General features: G+C 72.1%; 16 protein-coding genes, 1 tRNA gene and 1 pseudogene. 7 read left to right on the forward strand and 11 right to left on the reverse strand.

The genetic code is table 11. From position 1 onward, the window contains the following. The first annotated feature begins 267 nt into the window (after positions 1–267). From FRANEAN1_RS42820 to FRANEAN1_RS00045, 3 genes are all read left to right on the forward strand, one after another. A complete protein-coding gene (locus FRANEAN1_RS42820) occupies positions 268–1,911 on the forward strand; it encodes a DUF3566 domain-containing protein (protein ID WP_347176920.1) in 1,644 nt (547 codons plus the stop codon). A 72-nt stretch (positions 1,912–1,983) separates the two neighbouring features. Further along, positions 1,984–2,057, forward strand: a tRNA-Ile gene (locus FRANEAN1_RS00040). 828 nt (positions 2,058–2,885) lie between these two features. Further along, entirely contained in the window at positions 2,886–3,503 is a 618-nt protein-coding gene (locus tag FRANEAN1_RS00045; RefSeq protein ID WP_012157455.1) for a class I SAM-dependent methyltransferase, read from the forward strand. Here FRANEAN1_RS00045 and FRANEAN1_RS00050 read toward each other — a convergent pair. From FRANEAN1_RS00050 to FRANEAN1_RS00065, 4 genes are all read right to left on the reverse strand, one after another. Next, positions 3,462–4,706 (reverse strand): hypothetical protein, encoded by a 1,245-nt coding sequence (locus tag FRANEAN1_RS00050; protein WP_012157456.1) that lies wholly within the window; start codon positions 4,704–4,706, stop codon positions 3,462–3,464. The two genes, FRANEAN1_RS00045 and FRANEAN1_RS00050, sit on opposite strands and share 42 nt — an antisense overlap. After that, on the reverse strand, positions 4,693–5,562 hold the full coding sequence (locus FRANEAN1_RS00055) for a class I SAM-dependent methyltransferase (RefSeq protein ID WP_012157457.1): 870 nt from the start codon (positions 5,560–5,562) through the stop codon (positions 4,693–4,695). Before FRANEAN1_RS00055 ends, FRANEAN1_RS00050 begins: the two co-directional genes overlap by 14 nt. Continuing rightward, a complete protein-coding gene (locus FRANEAN1_RS00060; protein ID WP_012157458.1) occupies positions 5,556–6,932 on the reverse strand; it encodes a glycosyltransferase family 4 protein in 1,377 nt (458 codons plus the stop codon). Before FRANEAN1_RS00060 ends, FRANEAN1_RS00055 begins: the two co-directional genes overlap by 7 nt. A 239-nt stretch (positions 6,933–7,171) precedes the next feature. After that, positions 7,172–7,600 (reverse strand): organic hydroperoxide resistance protein, encoded by a 429-nt coding sequence (locus FRANEAN1_RS00065; protein ID WP_012157459.1) that lies wholly within the window; start codon positions 7,598–7,600, stop codon positions 7,172–7,174. A gap of 209 nt (positions 7,601–7,809) precedes the next feature. On the opposite strand from FRANEAN1_RS00065, the gene FRANEAN1_RS00070 reads away from it, so the two are divergent. Then, positions 7,810–8,514 carry a TetR/AcrR family transcriptional regulator gene (locus FRANEAN1_RS00070; protein ID WP_012157460.1) on the forward strand — a complete coding sequence of 235 codons (705 nt, stop codon included), beginning with the start codon at positions 7,810–7,812 and terminating at the stop codon, positions 8,512–8,514. A 7-nt stretch (positions 8,515–8,521) separates the two neighbouring features. On the opposite strand, the gene FRANEAN1_RS00075 is transcribed toward FRANEAN1_RS00070, so the two are convergent. Together FRANEAN1_RS00075 and FRANEAN1_RS00080 are read right to left on the reverse strand one after the other, a co-directional pair. Further along, on the reverse strand, positions 8,522–9,127 hold the full coding sequence (locus tag FRANEAN1_RS00075; RefSeq protein WP_347177290.1) for an ATP-dependent Clp protease proteolytic subunit: 606 nt from the start codon (positions 9,125–9,127) through the stop codon (positions 8,522–8,524). Positions 9,128–9,385: 258 nt separating this feature from the next. Further along, entirely contained in the window at positions 9,386–10,657 is a 1,272-nt protein-coding gene (locus FRANEAN1_RS00080) for a lipase family protein (protein ID WP_041253459.1), read from the reverse strand. A gap of 224 nt (positions 10,658–10,881) precedes the next feature. Here FRANEAN1_RS00080 and FRANEAN1_RS00085 point away from each other — a divergent pair, with 224 nt between their 5' ends. Then, on the forward strand, positions 10,882–11,973 hold the full coding sequence (locus FRANEAN1_RS00085; RefSeq protein WP_012157463.1) for a VTT domain-containing protein: 1,092 nt from the start codon (positions 10,882–10,884) through the stop codon (positions 11,971–11,973). Between the two features lie 350 nt (positions 11,974–12,323). Here FRANEAN1_RS00085 and FRANEAN1_RS00090 read toward each other — a convergent pair whose 3' ends face one another. After that, on the reverse strand, positions 12,324–12,662 hold the full coding sequence (locus tag FRANEAN1_RS00090) for a P-II family nitrogen regulator (RefSeq protein ID WP_012157464.1): 339 nt from the start codon (positions 12,660–12,662) through the stop codon (positions 12,324–12,326). A gap of 114 nt (positions 12,663–12,776) precedes the next feature. On the opposite strand from FRANEAN1_RS00090, the gene FRANEAN1_RS00095 reads away from it, so the two are divergent. Both FRANEAN1_RS00095 and FRANEAN1_RS00100 read left to right on the forward strand, forming a co-directional pair. Then, complete coding sequence (locus tag FRANEAN1_RS00095; protein ID WP_012157465.1) at positions 12,777–13,319, forward strand: YbhB/YbcL family Raf kinase inhibitor-like protein; 543 nt, start codon at positions 12,777–12,779, stop codon at positions 13,317–13,319. A gap of 210 nt (positions 13,320–13,529) precedes the next feature. Further along, on the forward strand, positions 13,530–13,658 hold the full coding sequence (locus FRANEAN1_RS00100; protein ID WP_018504118.1) for a DLW-39 family protein: 129 nt from the start codon (positions 13,530–13,532) through the stop codon (positions 13,656–13,658). Positions 13,659–13,799: 141 nt separating this feature from the next. Here the strand turns inward: FRANEAN1_RS00100 and FRANEAN1_RS00105 are convergent, their stop codons facing one another. From FRANEAN1_RS00105 to FRANEAN1_RS00115, 4 genes and pseudogenes are all read right to left on the reverse strand, one after another. Next, complete coding sequence (locus FRANEAN1_RS00105; protein ID WP_012157467.1) at positions 13,800–14,357, reverse strand: ABC transporter permease subunit; 558 nt, start codon at positions 14,355–14,357, stop codon at positions 13,800–13,802. Beyond that, a pseudogene (locus tag FRANEAN1_RS42825) lies at positions 14,347–14,445 on the reverse strand (ABC transporter permease); the annotation flags it as partial. The pseudogene FRANEAN1_RS42825 and the gene FRANEAN1_RS00105, both read right to left, overlap by 11 nt. A gap of 148 nt (positions 14,446–14,593) precedes the next feature. Then, on the reverse strand, positions 14,594–15,847 hold the full coding sequence (locus tag FRANEAN1_RS00110; protein ID WP_012157468.1) for a spermidine/putrescine ABC transporter substrate-binding protein: 1,254 nt from the start codon (positions 15,845–15,847) through the stop codon (positions 14,594–14,596). Further along, positions 15,844–17,067 carry an ABC transporter ATP-binding protein gene (locus FRANEAN1_RS00115; protein WP_347177291.1) on the reverse strand — a complete coding sequence of 408 codons (1,224 nt, stop codon included), beginning with the start codon at positions 17,065–17,067 and terminating at the stop codon, positions 15,844–15,846. Before FRANEAN1_RS00115 ends, FRANEAN1_RS00110 begins: the two co-directional genes overlap by 4 nt. Between the last annotated feature and the right edge of the window lie 137 nt (positions 17,068–17,204).

Below are 17,204 nucleotides of genomic sequence, written 5' to 3' on the forward strand. Positions count from 1 at the left end.
GCCCGGTCGGCCGTCCACCGCGCATCCCCGGCCCGTCCGGAGCAGCGCACCGCGGCCGTGGCCGGTGGCGCGCCTGTCGGTGGTACCGCCGCCGGGCGCGCCGCGGCTGGCGGTACTGCCGCCGGCGGTGCCTCTGTGGCTGGTTCCAGCCGGTCCGGCACGGCGAAGGCCGGGCCCGTGGGCGCGGCACCAGGCGTGGGTTCCGGTGCCGGTTCCGGAACTGGGATCGGCAAGGGAGTTCCCGGGACAACCGGCTCCGGAACCGGCGTGAGCTCGGCGGCGGGGGGCGGTGTGGGTGGCCCCCGCTCGACACCGGGGAAGGACGACGGAGAGTCCAAGCGTGCGTTCCTCCCCGGCACCGGCCGTCCCGCCGACGGGCGTCCCGGGACCGATGGCCGTCCCGCTGACGGCCGCTCGGGGGAGGGCCGTCCGGCCGCGGGGGGCGGGGCTGGATCGGGTTCACGTGGTCCGTCCCGGCCCTCCTCCGGATCGGCGTCGCCCGGAAAGGGTGCCCCCGGATCGGCGTCGCCCGGCACCTCCGGATCGGCGTCGCCCGCGCGTGGCGCGGGCGCAAGCGGTGCGGGCGCGGGCGGGGCGGCGAGCCCGTTCTTCCAGCGTCCCGGGCGGGACGAGAACGACCCGTCCGACCGGGACGGTGCGGGTGGCCAGACCAGTCAGACGACACGCCTCGGCGTCGGCGGGACGGCAGAGCCCAAGCTGCTGAGCGCCTCGGCGACCGTTCCGGGCTCGTCCTCGGCGGGCACCGGCGGCGGGACGGACCGCGCCGCCCCCGCGCCGCGCGGCGGTGACTCCGACCCCGACGAGACATCACGCCAGCCAGCCGGCCGGCAGCCCGCCCGCGACGCGGACGCGGCCAGGCCGGCGGGCGACGGCAGGAAGCCGACCGAGGCGACCCGCGGGGCCGGCGCGGGCACCTCCAAGGACGCCGCCCCGGCGGCTGGCAAGGGGGCATCCCGAACGGGCACGCGAGCGGACGCCGCCCGACCGGACGCCGCTCGCCCGGATACATCCAGAGCCGAGACGACGAGAAAGCCCGATGCGCAGACCACCGTCAGAAGCCCGGCGGCACGCCCCGGCACACCGGTCGACCCACCCCGGGACAGCGACACGATCTCGCTGGTGCGACCGAACCTGCCCAAGCGGGGCTCGAAGCCCCCGGCGGATCGCGTCGGCGCGGACGTGAAGACCTCCCCGGATCGCGGCGCGGTCACCGACCGCATGCCCGCCGAGCGCCGCCCCACCCCTGAACCGGTGCGGGCAGCCACTCCGTCGACCCGGCAGGCGCCGCTGGCGGGCCGCACAGCCCCCTACGATCGCCCTGGGACGCCGCCAGGGCCACTGCCGACGTCCGGAGGTGTGGGCCCGAACGGTCTGTCCACCGAGCCGTTCGACCGGGTCGACGACGCCGACCACGGCCGGCCCGGCGGTGCTCCTGGACCACAGGGTGGTCCCCCGCGGGGGCAGCAGCAGCCGGGCGGCCGTGAGCCGGGGCGGGACACCGCCGGCCAGGGCCCACGCCGGGGCCCCGCCGGTGGCCGGCGTGCCCGCCTGCGGGTCTCCAGGGTGGAACCGCTCTCGGTGACCAGGCTCTCGTTCGCGTTCTCGCTGTGCGTCTTCCTGATCATGATTGTCGCCGTGGCGGTGCTGTGGTTCGTGCTGAACTCGATCGGGGTCTTCGACAGCGTCACCAAGGCCGCTGACACCCTGACCGACGGCACGAACGCCAATGTCTCAGGCTGGCTGTCCTTCGGGCGGGCGATGCAGGTCACCCTGCTGGTCGGGGCGATCAACGTCGTCCTGATGACGGCGCTGGCGACCCTGGGCGCACTGCTCTACAACCTCTGCGCGGACATGATCGGCGGGCTCGAGGTCACCTTGAGTGACCAGTAGCCGATCCGCCGGAATCCAGGGGGCGGCGGCCGTCACGGAGCCGTCGCCATCCTGTATTCTCATCAGCAGCCAGGACCTATAGCTCAGTCGGTTAGAGCGCTTCCCTGATAAGGAAGAGGCCGGTGGTTCAAGTCCACCTAGGTCCACCCATAGGCACCAGGCGTTCGGCCTGCATCTTCATCTGATCAAGATTTGATTCTCTCAGCCCCGCCCACGGATTCGTGCGCGGGGCTTTCCGTATAGGGGCCCAACTCGCCCAGGATGCTCCGCGATGACGCTCACATCGGAGACGACTATGCCGGCGGCATCCGGGGGCCGGGGGCTGAGGAGTGTCCGGGGGTCCGTGAGGCCCGGGAGGCGCCCAGGACGCTGTGAGGCGGGGTCCCGAGGGCTCCTGCGGTCCGGTGGCCGGAGGCTTCCGTGTCCTGGTGTGCCCGGTGCCCCGGTGCCCCGGTGCCCCGGTGCCCCGGCGTCCCCGGCGTCCCCGGGTTCGGGCGTCTCGCTGTCCCCTCCCCGGAGCTCCGCAGGGCGCTCCGGAATTGCCGTGTTCCCGTGGCCGGCCGTGTGCTTCATGGGTGTCGTGCTTGCCAGGGTGCTGTGCTCTGTGCACAGGGCTGTGGATAAACCTGTGGATGATGCTGTGGATATCCCTGTTCATTGCGTGCGTTCCGGGTGGCATCCGGGCAGGATGTGATCGAGCGGCGTGTCGGACAACCGACCCATGCCGGGCCGTGCCGGCGGAACCTCGGGAGGTAAAGCCTGATCGGGCCAGTGGTCCGACCCCATCCCGTAGCCATGTGGGTGCGCCGAGGCACGGCCGTGAGTCCATACATCCGATGCGTCCGGTTTGCCTGATCTGGTAAGACGGGCGAGCGGCATCGGCGGCGGGGCGGGGCGCCGGGCGGGTCCATCCCGCCGGTCGCGTACCCCGGATCCGCCTCTCGGATCCTCTGACACTGGGACGAGGAGACAACGTGGACGTGGCGTTGCGGCAGGCGGCCGAGGCCGCCAAGGGCTTCATGCCACCCGAGGAAGGACTGGCGCTGCACGCGGCCGCGGCCGAACTGCCTGGTGGCGGACTGATCTGCGAGATCGGCACCTACTGCGGGAAATCCACTCTCTACCTTGCCGCCGCCGCCCGGCTCGTCGGCGCCGCGGTTGTCACGGTCGATCATCATCGGGGATCGGAGGAGAACCAGTCAGGCTGGGAGTACCACGACACCACGCTCGTCGACCCCCGCACCGGCCGGCTGGACACGCTGCCCACGCTGCGCACGACCCTGGAGGCCGCCGGGGTCGAGGACGTCGTCACCGCGGTGGTAGGGCGGTCCGAGATCGTCGGGCGGTGGTGGTCCACCCCCATCGACCTGCTGTTCCTCGATGGTGGGCACACCGAGAAGCAGGCGCAGGCCGACTACGAGGCCTGGGCCCGCCACGTGCGTCCCGGCGGCCGGCTGGTGATCCATGACGTGTTCCCCGACCCCGCTGACGGCGGTCAGGCGCCGTACCACGTCCTGCTTCGCGCCGTTCGGGACGGCTTCAGCGAGATGTCACGCACGGGATCGCTGCGGGTCCTCCGCCGGCTCTTCTGAGTCACACCCGCACGCGCGCCACGGACCGGTGAGCGCCTCGCCGCCCCGACCGGGGGTGGCGAGGCCGCCGGCCCGCCGCTCGCCGCACGGCGCCCGTTCGCCGGCCGTGCCTCGTCCGGTGCGGGGCGTCGACGGGTCGCGTGGCTCGGGCAGGTCGTCGCGGTGCACGACGTGCAGGCCCTCGGGCAGGTCGTCCCCGCGGAAGGTGCGTTCGGTGGGGCCGCCGGCCAGGGCGTCGACGGCCAGTACGACGGCGGCCGCCGTCCAGGTTGACTGCTCCTCCGGCCAGTGGCATCCGTCGGCGAACTGCCAGCCGGTCCAGTAGGCCCCGTTGGGGGCCCGCAGGTGCTGCATCTCCCGGACGAGGCCGGCCGCCGCCTCGGTCTCCCCCACCAGGTGCAGCGCGATGGCGAGTTCGCAGGTCTCGGCGCCGGTGACCCATGGTTCGTCGTCCACGCAGCGGATACCGAGACCGGGCACGACGAACTCGTCCCACCGGGAGCGCAGCCGGGCCCGCCCCTCCGCGCCGCGCAGCGCGCCGCCGATCACCGGGTAGTACCAGTCCATCGACCAGCGATCCCGCGGCATGAAGTACTCGGGATGGCGGCGCAGCGCGTGCCACAGCGCGCCGGCGGCGACCTCCCATTCCGGCCGCGCCTCGCCGACCAGCGCGGCGAGGCCGAGGCCGCACCGCAGGCTGTGCAGGGTGGACGAGCATCCGGTGACGAGTGCCTCGGGGTAGTCCTCGCCGGTCGGGGTGCGGGCCCACCAGATCTGGCCGCCGGGGGCCTGCATGTCCACGACGAAGTCCAGGGCAGCCCGGGCGACCGGCCACATCCGGGTCACGAAAGCGCGGTCGCCGGTGACGAGCCAGCGGTGCCACAGGGCCGTCGCCACGTAGGCGCACTGGTTGCTGTCGGCGAAGTCCTCCTTGACTGCTCCGCCGACGTGGCTGGTGGCCCAGGAGCCGTCCGGGCGCTGGCGGCGGTGCAGCCAGTCCCACGCGGCGTCGGCTGCGTCGACCCGGCCGGTGACCAGCAGCGCCATCGCGCATTCCAGGTGGTCCCACGGGTCGGTGTGGCCGCCCGCGAACCACGGGATCGCCCCGTCGGGCTCCTGGGCCGCGGCTATCGCGTCCGCGGTGGCGCGCAGCGCCTCGGGGGAGAGGAGGGAAGCACCCGTCGCCGACTCACCTGGCCGCACGCTCGACCTCCGGTGTCCTGCCGCCGGCCCGTGCGGCCAGCGCGTCCGTACCCGCCTGCGCCGCCGCGTCCACTGCCGCAACCGCCTGCGCGTCCGTCGTCACCCCTGCCTGCGCCGGTGAGCGCGCCGGCGGCTCCGGCCTGGGGCGCGGCTTGCGCAGGTAGAGCACGATGCTCTTGCCGAGCACCGGGTCCAGCAGGCGTTCGGCCATCCGGGTGAGCGCCGGGCGGCGCATCATGTCCCAGACCAGGAGGCGGTGGTACAGCTTCGTGGCGGGGTGGTCGTCGTCGTGCACGCCGACCAGGCAGCGCAGCCACCAGTAGGGGGCGTGCAGGGAGTGCGCGCGGTGATGGCCGACCAGCTCGAGGCCGTTGGCACGCAGCTTCTCGATCAGCTGGTCGCGCCGGTAGATGCGGATGTGGCCGCCCTCGACGTTGTGGTAGTCGTCCGACAGCGCCCAGCAGACCCGTTCCGGGAGGCGGGCGGGCACGGTGACCGCCGCGAACCCGCCGGGGCGCAGCACGCGGGCCAGCTCGGCCATCGCGCCGGTGTCCTCGGGCAGGTGCTCCAGGACCTCGGCCGCGATGACCCGGTCGAAGGTGTCGTCCGCGAACGGCAGCGCCAGCGCGTCGCCGCGCACGGGCGCCGCGCGGGCGCCGGCGGGAACCTGGCCCTCGGCGGACATGGCGGCGAGCATCGCGCCGACGCCGGTGACCTCGTCGGTCGAGTAGTCGAGGGCGATCACGTGTGCGCCCCGGCGGAACGCCTCGAAGGAGTGCCGCCCCGCGCCGCAGCCCAGGTCGAGAACCCGGGCGTCGCGCGGGACGGGGAACCGGGTGAAGTCGACGGTCAGCATGCCGGCTCGACCGGTGCCGCCGCGCCGGTCGAGACGGCGACGGGCGGTGGCCCACTGCCCGGGACGGCCGCCCGCACGGCCGCGATCTGCCGTTCGTACCAGGCCGCGGTGCCGGCGGCGGCGGCCTGCCAGGAGAACCGTTCCTCCACGCGGCGGCGGCCGGCGGCGCCCATCCGCGCGCGCAGTTCAGGGTCGTCGAGCAGCGTGGCGATCGCGCCCGCGAGCGCGCCGGCGTCGCCGGGCGGCACCAGCAGCGCGGCCTCGCCGTTCGGCCCGGCGACCTCGGGCAGGGCGCCCGCGGTGGTCGCGACCAGCGGCAGCCCGCACGCCATCTCCTCGACCAGGGGCAGGCTGAAGCCCTCGTAGAGGGACGGGACGACGGCGACCTCGGCGGACCGCAGCAGGTCCACCATCTCCGCCTGCGGGACGTTCGACCGGAACGTCACCGCCTCGGTGAGCCCGAGCTCGCCGACCTGGCGCTGCGCGGCCCCGCCCTCGCGCACCTTCCCGATACACACCAGGTGCGCCGAGCGCTCGGCCCGCAGCTTCGCCAGCGCTTCCAGCAGCACCATCAGCCCCTTGAGTGGGACGTCCGCGCTGGTCACCACGATGATCCGCCCCGGTACCGGGGCGACGGTGCCGTTCCCGGCGTCGGACGGCGGTGCCGGCCGCGGGGTGAACACGTCGGCCTCCACGCCGAGCGGGACGGTGTGCAGGGTCTCGATGGGGACGTTCATGTCAGCGACGATCTCGTGCCGGGAGCTCTCGGAGGGAACCACCACGCCGTCGAGACCACGGGCCACCCGTGCCTGCATGGGCAGGAACGAGTACCAGCGGCGCACGCCCAGCGCGGCACGGCGACTGGTCGTGGCGGCGAGGTGCAGGCGCCGGTCGACGGTGATCGGGTGGTGGATCGTCGACACGACCGGGATGCCGTAGGGCCGCAACGCCCGGCGCAGCGGCAGCAGGCCGTAGCCCAGCCCCTGGTTGTCGTGCACGATGTCGAAGTCGGGCCGGCCCTGGCCACGCCGCGGCCGGAGCGCCTCGAAGGCCCGGATCGAGAACGCCAGCGGCTCCGAGAACTGCCCGGTGCGCATCATGCCGAACTCGACGACGTCGGCCAGCGAGCGGAACTCGCGGAACCCCGGCCAGCGGAAGGGGTCCCCGTCGCGGTAGAGGTCGAGGCTCGGAAGCTTGGTGAGTCCGACTCCCGGGTCGAGGTTCGGGTACGGCGGCCCGCTCACCACCTGAACCTGATGACCCAAAGTCACCAGTTCACGCGAGAGCTGCCGTACGTACACCCCCTGGCCACCGCAAGTAGGCAGACTTCGGTACGACAGCAACGCTATCCGCAACGGTGCGCCCTCCATCGCTCGCGGCCTCCTACGGGTCCCGCGAGCCCGAGGACAGCGCCGTTGCTTGGCACACTAGGACATTGGGCAGCGATCTTCACGGAATCGGGACACTTGCCCTTGCTCCACAACAAAGCCCGTGACGGCTCGTAATCGGTGCTGAAGGGCTCGAACCGCCTGTGCCACCGCTTGTCCGTCCGTTGGCCGACCCGTCCCCGGGCTCTTCTCGGCGGGCTCCCTGCGGCGGGTGCCGCCGCTCAGCTGTCGCCGTCGACCAGCGTCACCTCCGCGGCGATGTTGCCCCGGGTGGCCCGCGAGTACGGGCACTTGGCGTGCGCGAGGTCGAGCAGCTCACGGCCGGTCGCCGGGTCGACGCCCGGGATCTGCGCCTCGATGCGGGTGGACAGGTCGAGGCCCTCGTCGGTGCGGCTGATGCTGACCGACACGGTGACCGCCGAGTCGGTCACGTCGATCTTGCGTTCCCGGGCGACGGCCTTCAGCGCGCCGTGGAAGCAGGCGGCGTAGCCCGTGGCGAAGAGCTGCTCGGGGTTCGTGCCGGGCCCGTCGTCCCCGCCCAGCCCCTTCGGCATGGACAGCTGCAGGTCGATGCGGTTGTCGTTGGACACCACGCGGCCATCGCGGCCGCCCCAGGCGGTGGACGTGGCGGTGTAGAGCGGTGCGGCCATCGGTTCCTCTGTTCGTCGGCTGGTCTGTTCGTGCGGTCCGTTCGCGAGGTACCCCGAGATTTCGTGGGGTGACTGAGGGCGCAGGCACACCCGTCGGTCACAACCGGTGTCACGGCTCGAATATTCGCCGGCATGCTGTGACCCACACCGCCGGGTAGCTCCGCTCTCCGTGAGCGCGGCGCCCAACGGGCGGCCCTTACTCTTGACAGATGCCCCCCGATGACCCGGCCGCGGAGTGTGTGCGGCCACGTCGGGGCCGTCCTCGCGACGCGACGATCGACGACCGTGTGCTGCGGGCCGCCGTCGACGAACTGGCTGGTCGCGGCGTCGGCGGGTTCAGCGTCAACAGCGTCGCCGCCCGCGCGGGCGTGGCGAAGCGGGGCATCTACACCCGGTGGGCGACCAGGGACGATCTCGTCCTCGCCGCACTGGGCACGCTGGCCGCCGGCCTCGTGCCGCCGCGCACCGGATCCCTGCGCGAGGATCTCCTACGACTGGCACCTCTGGTGGACGCCGTCTTCACCGAGCCGCGGATGTCGATCCTCGCCCGATGCCTGGCCGAGCTGCCCCGGTACCCCGGGCTGTACGAGGCGTTCCGGCGGGAGTCGGTCGACCGCTGCGCGGCCGCCGTGCAGGACGCGTTCCACGACGCGCGGCGGCGCGGAGAGATCCGCTCCGACCTCGACACCGACCTGGCCGCCGCCGCGTTCCTCGGCGCCCTGCTGACCCGTCAGGCCTTCGGGCGCCAGGCGTTCGGGCGGCCGCGCGCCGGCCCGGGCGGCCCGGGCGGCCCGGGCGGCGAGCCGGGCGAGCCGCCCGAGCCACCCGGTGCGGTCACGGCCTACCACCGCCGGCTCGTCGAGTTCTCCCTCGCCGCGGCGAGGGGCGCCGGGCAGGCCTTTGGCCCCGCGTAGCGCCCGGTCAGCGGGTGAAGCCGGCGGGCACGCGCCGGACGTGCTCCACGACGGCATCGACGAGCCCGTACTCCTTCGCCGCCGCCGCGGTGAACCAGCGGTCGCGGTCCGAGTCGGCGGCGATCTCCGCCACGGAGTGACCGCTGTGCTCGGCGATCAGCTCCTGCATCCGGCGGCGGGTGTGCAGCGCCTGCTCGGCCTGGATGGCGATGTCGGACGCCGTGCCGCCGACGCCGCCGTGTGGCTGGTGCATCATGATCCGCGAGTTCGGCAGCGCGAACCGCTTGCCGGCGGTGCCCGCGGTGAGCAGGAACTGGCCCATCGAGGCCGCCAGCCCGAGCGCGTAGGTCGCGACGTCGTTCTCGATGAACTGCATCGTGTCGTAGATCGCCATTCCCGCGTCGACCGAGCCGCCCGGCGAGTTGATGTACAGCGAGATGTCCTGGCGCCTGCTGGCCTGGGCGAGCAGCAGGAGCTGCGCGCACACCCGGTTCGCGAGGGCGTCGTCGACGGCGGCGCCGACGAATCCCGCCTTGAGGCCCTCGACGAGGCCACCTCCGGCGAGACCGCGCCCCGTGGGCCGGCGGACCGCGGCGACGTCGACCGGGAGCAGGTACCCGGGCACGCGGCCGGCACCGGCGAGACCGGGACCAGCGGCACCGAGACGACCGATGACGATGCCGCCGACCACCCCGAGCGGGTGGGCCTGTCGCCGGTGCGCCTGGACCCGGTCGGCCCGACCGAGGCCCCGATCCGCCGCGGCTTCGGGATCGCCGCCGAGCACCGTCCGGCCGAGCGACGTTCCGCCGAACAGCGGGGCACCGAGCACCGGGTCGCCGCGGAGCACCGCCACCCGCCGGCGGGGTGATGCTCAGGGGCGGGCGCAGATGTCTCCTGGTGGCTTCGTCCCGGCGAACCGGGCGTTGATCCAGCTGGTCAGATCGGCCATCGAGACCCCGAGGATCGTGCCGTGGTCGGCCAGCCCGTACCGGTGGTATTCGACCGGACCGCCGCTGGCGCACAGCCCGCTGACGACGCCGTCGGTGGTGGACCGGTGGATCACCGTGTCCAGGTCGCCCTGGAGCACGAGTTCGGGCGGCCCGGGGAGCCGTGTCTGCTGCCACTGGCGCGCGAACCCGGCCGCGAACGGCTCCGTGGTGAACGGATCCGCGGTGAACACGCTCGACGTGGACTCTCCCTGGCTGGCCTTCAGCAGGCCGACGGCGCACTGGTTGCGCGCCACGGCGGTCAGCCGCCGCCCGGTCTGGGTCAGGATGGCGTTCAGATCGATGGTGGGATCCGCGGCAGCGAGGCCGAGCGCGGCGAGCAGCACGTAGGCGACGCCGTCCGGCACGGTGCGGTCGAGCAGGCGTAGCGAGGTGGGCAGGTCCGCCAACGGTGCCGTTGCCGCCGCCCCGTGCACCCGCAGGTCGGGCGCGTACGACGCGGCCAGCCCACCGGCGGCGAGTGCTGCCTGACCGCCCTGGGAGTAGCCCCAGAGCACGACGTCACGCCCTGCTCGGGCGTCGGAGAGCGAGTGCGCGGCACGGGCGGCGTCGAGGAGCGCCCGTCCTTCGGTGTCGGCGACGTAGATCGGATGCTCGCCGGGCCCACCCAGGCCGATGTAGTCGGTGATGGCCAGCACGTTGCCGGCCTGGACGAGGGGCAGCACCCCGCCCACCGCCGACAGCGGCGGCTCGGCCCGTGACGGCGCGCACGAGTCGTTGATCCCGGTGGTGCCGTGGCCGAAGGAGATCAGCCGGCGGCCGCCGGCGGGAATGGCGGAGGTACCGGCCGGGGCGACGACGAGGCCCGTGACCAGGCGGTCCTCGTTGAGGGGTCCGCGCGAGTGATAGATCATCCGCCAGGCGCGCATGCCGTCCGGGGCGGGAACCTCGGCGGATGAGACGAGCTCACCAGGGGCGCCGGGCGGCAGATCGGTGAGTTCGGTGGACCCCCGCCTGCCGCCGGTCATGACGTCCTCCAGGCCGTACCCGGCGAGCTGGTAGCCGAGGCCGGGTGCCCGGGGAGTGGTGGCCGGCGTCGGCGGCGGGGCCGGCTCCGACGCGCAGGTGGTGAGCAGCCCCGTCAGAATGACGGCCGTGAGGGCAAGTCCGCGCAGAGACAGCCGGGATCTTGCCACGTAATGAGGTTATGGGCCGTTTCGGCGGAGAAGAGGTCGTCTGTGCATCCGCTGTGTTTCTTGTGAGCACAGGCCCCTTATAGCGAGTTTCGAGTCGGTACGGGGCGCGGGCCACCGGGTGAGCTGACCTCCCCCGAGGCGGGATCGGTGCCGACTGCGTGGCGTGAGACCCTGGACGGGCGGGCGCCGGCCCCGTCGCCTGAGTTCCCTGGAGGCCCTCGACAGTGACCACGTTCGCGTCGAACACCCTGGCCCTGGGGCCGGACTTCATCAGTGCCGACAGTCTGGCGAAGGCCGGCCTGGTGGTCGTCCTTCTGATCGTCTTCGCCGAGTCGGGGTTGCTGGTCGGGTTCTTCCTGCCGGGTGACTCGCTGTTGTTCACCCTCGGTCTGCTGATCTCCCAGGACGAGGTGTCCACGCCGCTGTGGCTCGCGTGTGCCCTGATCGGTGTGGCCGCGGTCGCGGGTGACCAGGTGGGCTACCTGTTCGGGCGGAAGGCGGGTCCGGCGCTGTTCCGGCGTCCGGACTCGCGGCTGTTCAGGCAGGAGTATGTGGATCAGGCGCACGAGTTCTTCGAGAAGCATGGTGGCCGCTCGATCGTGCTGGCGCGTTTCGTGCCGATCGTGCGTACCTTCACCCCGGTGATCGCCGGGGTGAGTCGGATGAACTACCGGACGTTCGTGGTCTACAACGTGATCGGTGGCCTGCTGTGGGGCTGCGGGGTCACCGTTCTCGGCTCGCTGCTCGGGAAGATCGATTTCATTCGCCAGAACCTCGAGGCGATGCTGATCCTCATTGTGTTGATCTCGGTGGTCCCGATCCTGATCGAGTACCTGCGCGCCCGCCGGACGAAGGCGACGACAGGGGACGCCGCCGGGTCCCCCGACGCCACCAACGCCGCGGGTACCGGGCCCGCCGGGCCCGCCGCCGGCCATGGTCCGGCCTGGGTGGACGGCCCGGTCCGGGAGCACGACCGGGCCCCGGGCGCGGGGTTCGCGGGCGGCTACGAGAGCACGGGCGGCTACCAGCCCGCTGGCGGGTATCAGGGCGGGTACCAGCCTGTGGACGTGTACCAGAGCGCGGACGGGTACCGCAACGCGGACGGGTGGCAGCCGGAGAGCCGCTACGACGACGGACGTTACGACCAGCCCCGTGCGGGCACGGCGGGTGCGGCCGGGCACGGCGGGCACGGCTACGACACCGAGGGATTCCAGGATGCTCGGCCGCGGGAGGGCGAGGCCCCGATCCAGGAGGAGCGTGGCCCGGCCGGGCGCCGCGGCGGTGGCGGGCGGCACTCCGCTCCTCGGCACCGCTGAGTTCCTCGGTACCGCTCGCTGAGCGGGAGCATCCGGGAACGACCGGGAACGCTGACCGGGAGCTCGGAAGTGTGAGGCGGAGATCCGCCGCGAGGCTCGCGGCGGGAGCGGGTGCGGCCACCGCGAAGCGGTCTGGCCGTGGCCCCGGAGATGTTCTGGGTTCCGGCGGGCGGCCCACTGATACGGGGGGATTCAGTGGGAGACACCCGCCGGAACCTGTCCACCGTATCCGCTCGGTGGGTCCGGTGTCGCCCCGGCGACACAACATAAGCCGAAAAGCTCCCGGATTGTCCCAATGCACACATTGCGCCCGGTCTTGGGGCGGGATGTCCGAGTCCTGGCCGGGGACCTCACAGCGCGTCGGCGCCCCGCTCGCCGGTCCGGATCCGGGCCAGGCCCTCCACCGGGAGCACCCAGATCTTTCCGGCCCCGCTGGACGTCGACGCCGCCGTTCGTCGGATCACGTTCACCACGTCGGGCGCGTCGGAGTCCGCCACCACCAGCTCCAGTCGGATGTTGCTGGTTGACTCGTCATGGAAGGCGTTGCCGCGGTAGGTCTGGGTGCGCCACATTTCCAGCCCGAATCCGGTTACCTGGCTGACGGTAATCCCGTGCACACCATAGGTTGTCAGGGCCGCCCGCACGTCGTCGACGCGGTGGGGCCGCACGATCGCGGTGACCAGCTTCATGACCCGTCTCCACACGTACCGGCGCGCTGATGTTTCATCGCGGGGAAGCGCAGAGCCGACGGATGTCGGCTCTGTCTTGCCAGTGTCTTCCAACGTGTACGAGAGGATCGACTGATGTCCCTGCTGGACCGCAACACCGCACCGGATCCGCTCGACCTGCTGCCCCCGCTGCCGTCGTTCTCGCTGAGCAGCGACGACCTGACCGACGGCAGCCCGCTTGGCCTGGACCAGGTGTTCAGCGGCGCCGGCGGCGCGGATCTGTCGCCGCACCTGTCCTGGACGGGTTTCCCCGCGCAGACCGAGAGCTTCGCCGTCACCTGCTTCGACCCGGATGCCCCGACCGGGAGCGGGTTCTGGCACTGGGTGCTCGTCGACGTGCCGGCCAGCGTGACGGAGCTGGCGCGGGGCGCCGGAAGTGGTGACCTCTCCGGGTTGCCGGCCGGGGCATACCACGTCCGTAACGACTGGGGCACGGCGAACTACGGCGGCGCGGCGCCCCCCGAGGGAGACCGGCCGCACCGGTACGTCTTCGTCGTCCACGCCGTGGACGTCCCGAAGCTGGAGATCGACGCGACCGTGGCGCCCGCGGTCGTCGGGTTCAACCTGACCTTCCACACCCTGGCGCGGGCCGTGCTGCGGGCGACCTACCAGCGCTGACCCGCGGCCACCAGCCACGGATACACGGCCACCGGCCGCCGATGCGTGGTTGCCGGCGCTGATCCCGTGCTCCGGCCGGCCGGCCGGCCGGCACCGCGTCCCGGCGCCGGGTGTGTGATCCGGTCGTGACCGGATCACGATCGTCGGGGGCGGGGGCCATCCCGCCGAGATACGGTGGCTGGCGAAGGCAGTCGACGAAGGGGAGTCGGTATGCGCAAGTTCACTGTCGTCGCCCTCGTGGCGAGCGCCGGCGCACTCCTCACCGCCGCCCGTCGCCGCAGGAACAAGGACGAGATCGACCTGTGGCGCGAGGCGACGTCCGCGGCGGGGAACCGCTGACCGAAGCCAACCGGCCCGGCCGGCGAGTGGGCGTGCCCGGTCGCCGGCCGCGCCCACCTGCCAGCCGCGCCTAGCCACCGGCTGGCAGGTCGCGCTTGCCTGTCCGTCCGCGCGGGCCCGCGCAGACGCGGGAGCGCGCCATCAGGTCCGGCGGCGGCGCAGCACCACCGCGTTGAGTAGCGCGAGCGTTACGCCACTGATGAAGATGATGGTGGCCAGAACGTTCACCTGGGGCGGCACACCCGCCCGGGTCGCGCCGAACACCCACAGCGGGAAGGTGAGCGTGCTTCCCGCGTTGAATGTCGTGATCACATACTCGTCGATCGACAGCGCGAACGCCAGCAGCGCGGCGCTCAGCACGCCCGGCGCGATCATCGGCAGGGTGACCAGGCGGAAGGTCGTCCACGGGCCCGCGCCGAGGTCGCGGGCGGCCTCCTCGACGGACGTGTCGAATCCGGCGAGCCGCGCGCGCACGACCACCGCCACGTAGGAGATGTTGAACATCGCGTGCGCGATGAGGATGGTCAGATAGCCCCGCGGCACCCCGAGGGTGATGAACAGGGAGAGCAGGGATGCGCCGAGCACCACCTCGGGCGCGGAGATGCTGGAGAACAGCAGGAACTCCACACCGGCCCGGCCGCGGAAGCGGTGCTTTCCCAGCGAGATCCCGATCATCATTCCCAGCACGGTCGACGACATTGCCGGTCTGCACCGAGATGGACAGCATGACCAGCATCGGGATCACGAAGAAGGCGACCAGCCACAGGCCACCGGGCAGCACCAGCAGATACGGCGTCGATACCCGCCACCGCGAGCGCGCGACACCTCCGTGCCAGTGCCGCGGGTGCCGCCTGGATCGTCAGCACTGCCTGGGTCGTTGGTGCTGCCGGGGTCGTCAGCGCCGGCCCGGCCGTGCGCGCCGCGGGGGCTGCCCGCTAGGACTGGTAGACCGGCTGGAAGATCTTGTTCCACTCGGTCTCCTCCTCCGTCGTCAGCACCCGGAAGCGGTGCACACGGTCGAACTCCGCGCGGGTCGGGAACAGCAGCGTGGATTCGGCCAGCTCGGGGGAGACGTGGTCACGGGCGGCCGGCACCGGCGTTATGTAGTTGATGTACTCGGCCAGCATCCCGGCGATGTCGGGCCGGTACACGAAGTCCATGTAGGTGAGGGCGTCCACCGGGTGCGCGGCGGTCCTCGGGATGCACATGCTGTCGGTCCAGATCAGGCCGCCTTCCTCCGGCACCACGAACTTCAGCTTCGTCCCGGCCGCGAGCTGCTGGTAGACGTCCCCCGACCACGCCATCGAGATCCACAGGTCGCCGCCGGCGAGTGAGTCGATGTAGCTCTGGTCGTAGTACTTGCGGACGATTCCGGCGTCGCGCTGCTCGATCAGTTTGTCGGCCGCGCGCCGCCAGTCCTCCGGAGCGGAGTCGGCCGGGGCGACGCCGATGCCGAGTAGCGCCAGGTTCGGCAGCTCCTGGTTCTCACCGAACATCCCGACCTTGCCGGCGAAGGCGGGGTCCATGAGGTCGGCGAAACTGGTGATCTCCCGGCCGGTCTTCTCCGGGTCGTAGGCGATGCCGGTGATACCGGACTGCCAGGCCACGGTGAACTGGTTTCCCGGGTCGTACGCGGGATCCTTGACGCTCGGGTCGGCGTTGGCGGCGAAGGTGGGCAGCCTCTTGTGGTCGAGCGGGGCGAGGTAACCGAGCTGGATGACCCGGCTGAGGGTGATGCCGTTGGTCAGAACCATCAGGTCGTACCCGATAGGCTGGTTCTCGGCGAGGCTGGGCCGGATCTGGGCGAAGAAGGACTCGTTCTCCTGGATCACCTCGCGGTAGGTGACCTTGATGCCCGTCTCCTGGGTGAACAGGTCGAGCGAGGGACGCTCCGCGTCGGTGCTACCGACATCCATGTAGAGCGGCCAGTTCGCGAAGTCGAGCGTTCCCGCCTTCGCCTTGCCCGCCCAGTAGCCGGCGACGTCGGCGGCCTGCGCCGAATCACCGGCCTCGCCCTTGACCCCACAGGCGGCCAGGAGCGCGGCGCTACCGGCCGCCCTGGTGAGGCGCAGGAGGTCCCGTCGGTCGAAACGACGTCTGGTCAGGCCGCGCAGCAGCGCCGGGTCGGGAACCGCCCCGTGCGACGCCCCCGGTGCCGCGGGAATTCCCTGCCGGTCATTGCTGGTCACGATGCGAGTCCCTCCGTGTGGTTCTGGTCTTCCCGCAGGGAGCCGCTCGGTGCAAGGGCGCTCGGCGGGGTGCTCTTTGCGTGGGCGCTCGGTGCGAGGGCGAAGGAATGCGTCGGCAGCCACGACAGCCACACCTCGTCGCCCCGGTCTGCGATGTTCGTCGCGTCGGCGCTGTTCTGCCAGAAAACCGTGATCTCGGATCCACCGTGCGTCAACACCGTGTATGTCGTGTACGTGCCCAGATAGACGACCTCGGTGACCCGACCGTGCAGCGCACAGCACGTTCCGTTGGGGCGCGTCACACCCAGGGTGATTTTCTCCGGCCGGACGGTCATCTCCAACTCGGATCCGGTCGCTGGCCGGCCGAGCTCCGGCCGGAGCGGAACCACCAGGCGTTCTTCGGCGGCGGAGTCGAGAACCGCCACCGGAGTTCCGTCCACGCCGGCCGGATCGACGGACCGCACCGATCGGCGCAGCAGGTTCGACGTGCCGATGAATCCGGCCACGAACCGGGTTCCAGGCCTTTCGTAGATCTCCCGGGGGGCGGCGAGCTGCTCGACGCGGCCCCTGTTCATCACCGCTATCCGGTCCGACATCGTGAGCGCCTCGCTCTGGTCGTGTGTCACGTACACGAACGTGATGCCGACCTCGCGCTGTATTCGCTTGAGCTCGATCTGCATCGTCTGGCGCAGTTTCAGGTCGAGGGCTCCGAGCGGTTCGTCCAGCAGCAGGGCCCGCGGCCGGTTAACCAGCGCCCTGGCGAGCGCGACCCGTTGCTGCTGGCCGCCGGAGAGCGCCCGGGGCCGCCGGTCGGCGAGCCCGGACAGCTCGACGAGCTCGAGTATCTCGCCGACCCGCCTGCGCAGCTCCTGGCCGCGGACCCCGCGGCGCCGCAGCCCGAAGGCCACGTTCGAGGCGACATCCAGGTGTGGGAAGAGCGCGTAGCTCTGGAAGACGAGGTTCACATCGCGCCGATTGGGCGGGACGGCGGTGACGTCGCGGCCGTGGAGCAGGATGCGCCCGCGGGTCGGTTCCTCGAATCCGGCGATCATCCTCAGGGTGGTGGTCTTGCCGCAGCCGGACGGGCCGAGCAGTGAGAAGAACTCGCCCTGCTCGATGCTGAGATCCACCCGCGAGACCGCACCCACCAGACCGGCGCGCGAGCTGTATTCCTTCGCGACACCGACGAACTCGATGGCGGGTGCGAGGGTGCGGCGGATACGGCCGGCGGGGACGCGGGCGCATCGTGGTCGTCGGCGGCCGGGATCACCACCGCGTTGGCCTCGCCACTGTTCACGACTTCTCCGTGAGCTCATCGGTGTGGACAGGCTCGACGGCATTGTCGGCGCCGGGTCAG

The sequence above is a fragment of the Parafrankia sp. EAN1pec genome, assembly GCF_000018005.1.
GTDB lineage: Bacteria > Actinomycetota > Actinomycetes > Frankiales > Frankiaceae > Parafrankia > Parafrankia soli.

Excerpts from the sequence above, each read along its gene's own strand:
- FRANEAN1_RS00060 (WP_012157458.1), bottom strand. The coding sequence starts at position 6,932 with ATGGAGGGCGCACCGTTGCGGATAGCGTTGCTGTCGTACCGAAGTCTG.
- FRANEAN1_RS00095 (WP_012157465.1), top strand. The coding sequence starts at position 12,777 with ATGTCCCTGCTGGACCGCAACACCGCACCGGATCCGCTCGACCTGCTG.
- FRANEAN1_RS00055 (WP_012157457.1), bottom strand. The coding sequence starts at position 5,562 with ATGCTGACCGTCGACTTCACCCGGTTCCCCGTCCCGCGCGACGCCCGG.
- FRANEAN1_RS00070 (WP_012157460.1), top strand. The coding sequence starts at position 7,810 with ATGCCCCCCGATGACCCGGCCGCGGAGTGTGTGCGGCCACGTCGGGGC.
- FRANEAN1_RS00065 (WP_012157459.1), bottom strand. The coding sequence starts at position 7,600 with ATGGCCGCACCGCTCTACACCGCCACGTCCACCGCCTGGGGCGGCCGC.
- FRANEAN1_RS00105 (WP_012157467.1), bottom strand. The coding sequence starts at position 14,357 with ATGTCGTCGACCGTGCTGGGAATGATGATCGGGATCTCGCTGGGAAAG.
- FRANEAN1_RS00100 (WP_018504118.1), top strand. The coding sequence starts at position 13,530 with ATGCGCAAGTTCACTGTCGTCGCCCTCGTGGCGAGCGCCGGCGCACTC.
- FRANEAN1_RS00090 (WP_012157464.1), bottom strand. The coding sequence starts at position 12,662 with ATGAAGCTGGTCACCGCGATCGTGCGGCCCCACCGCGTCGACGACGTG.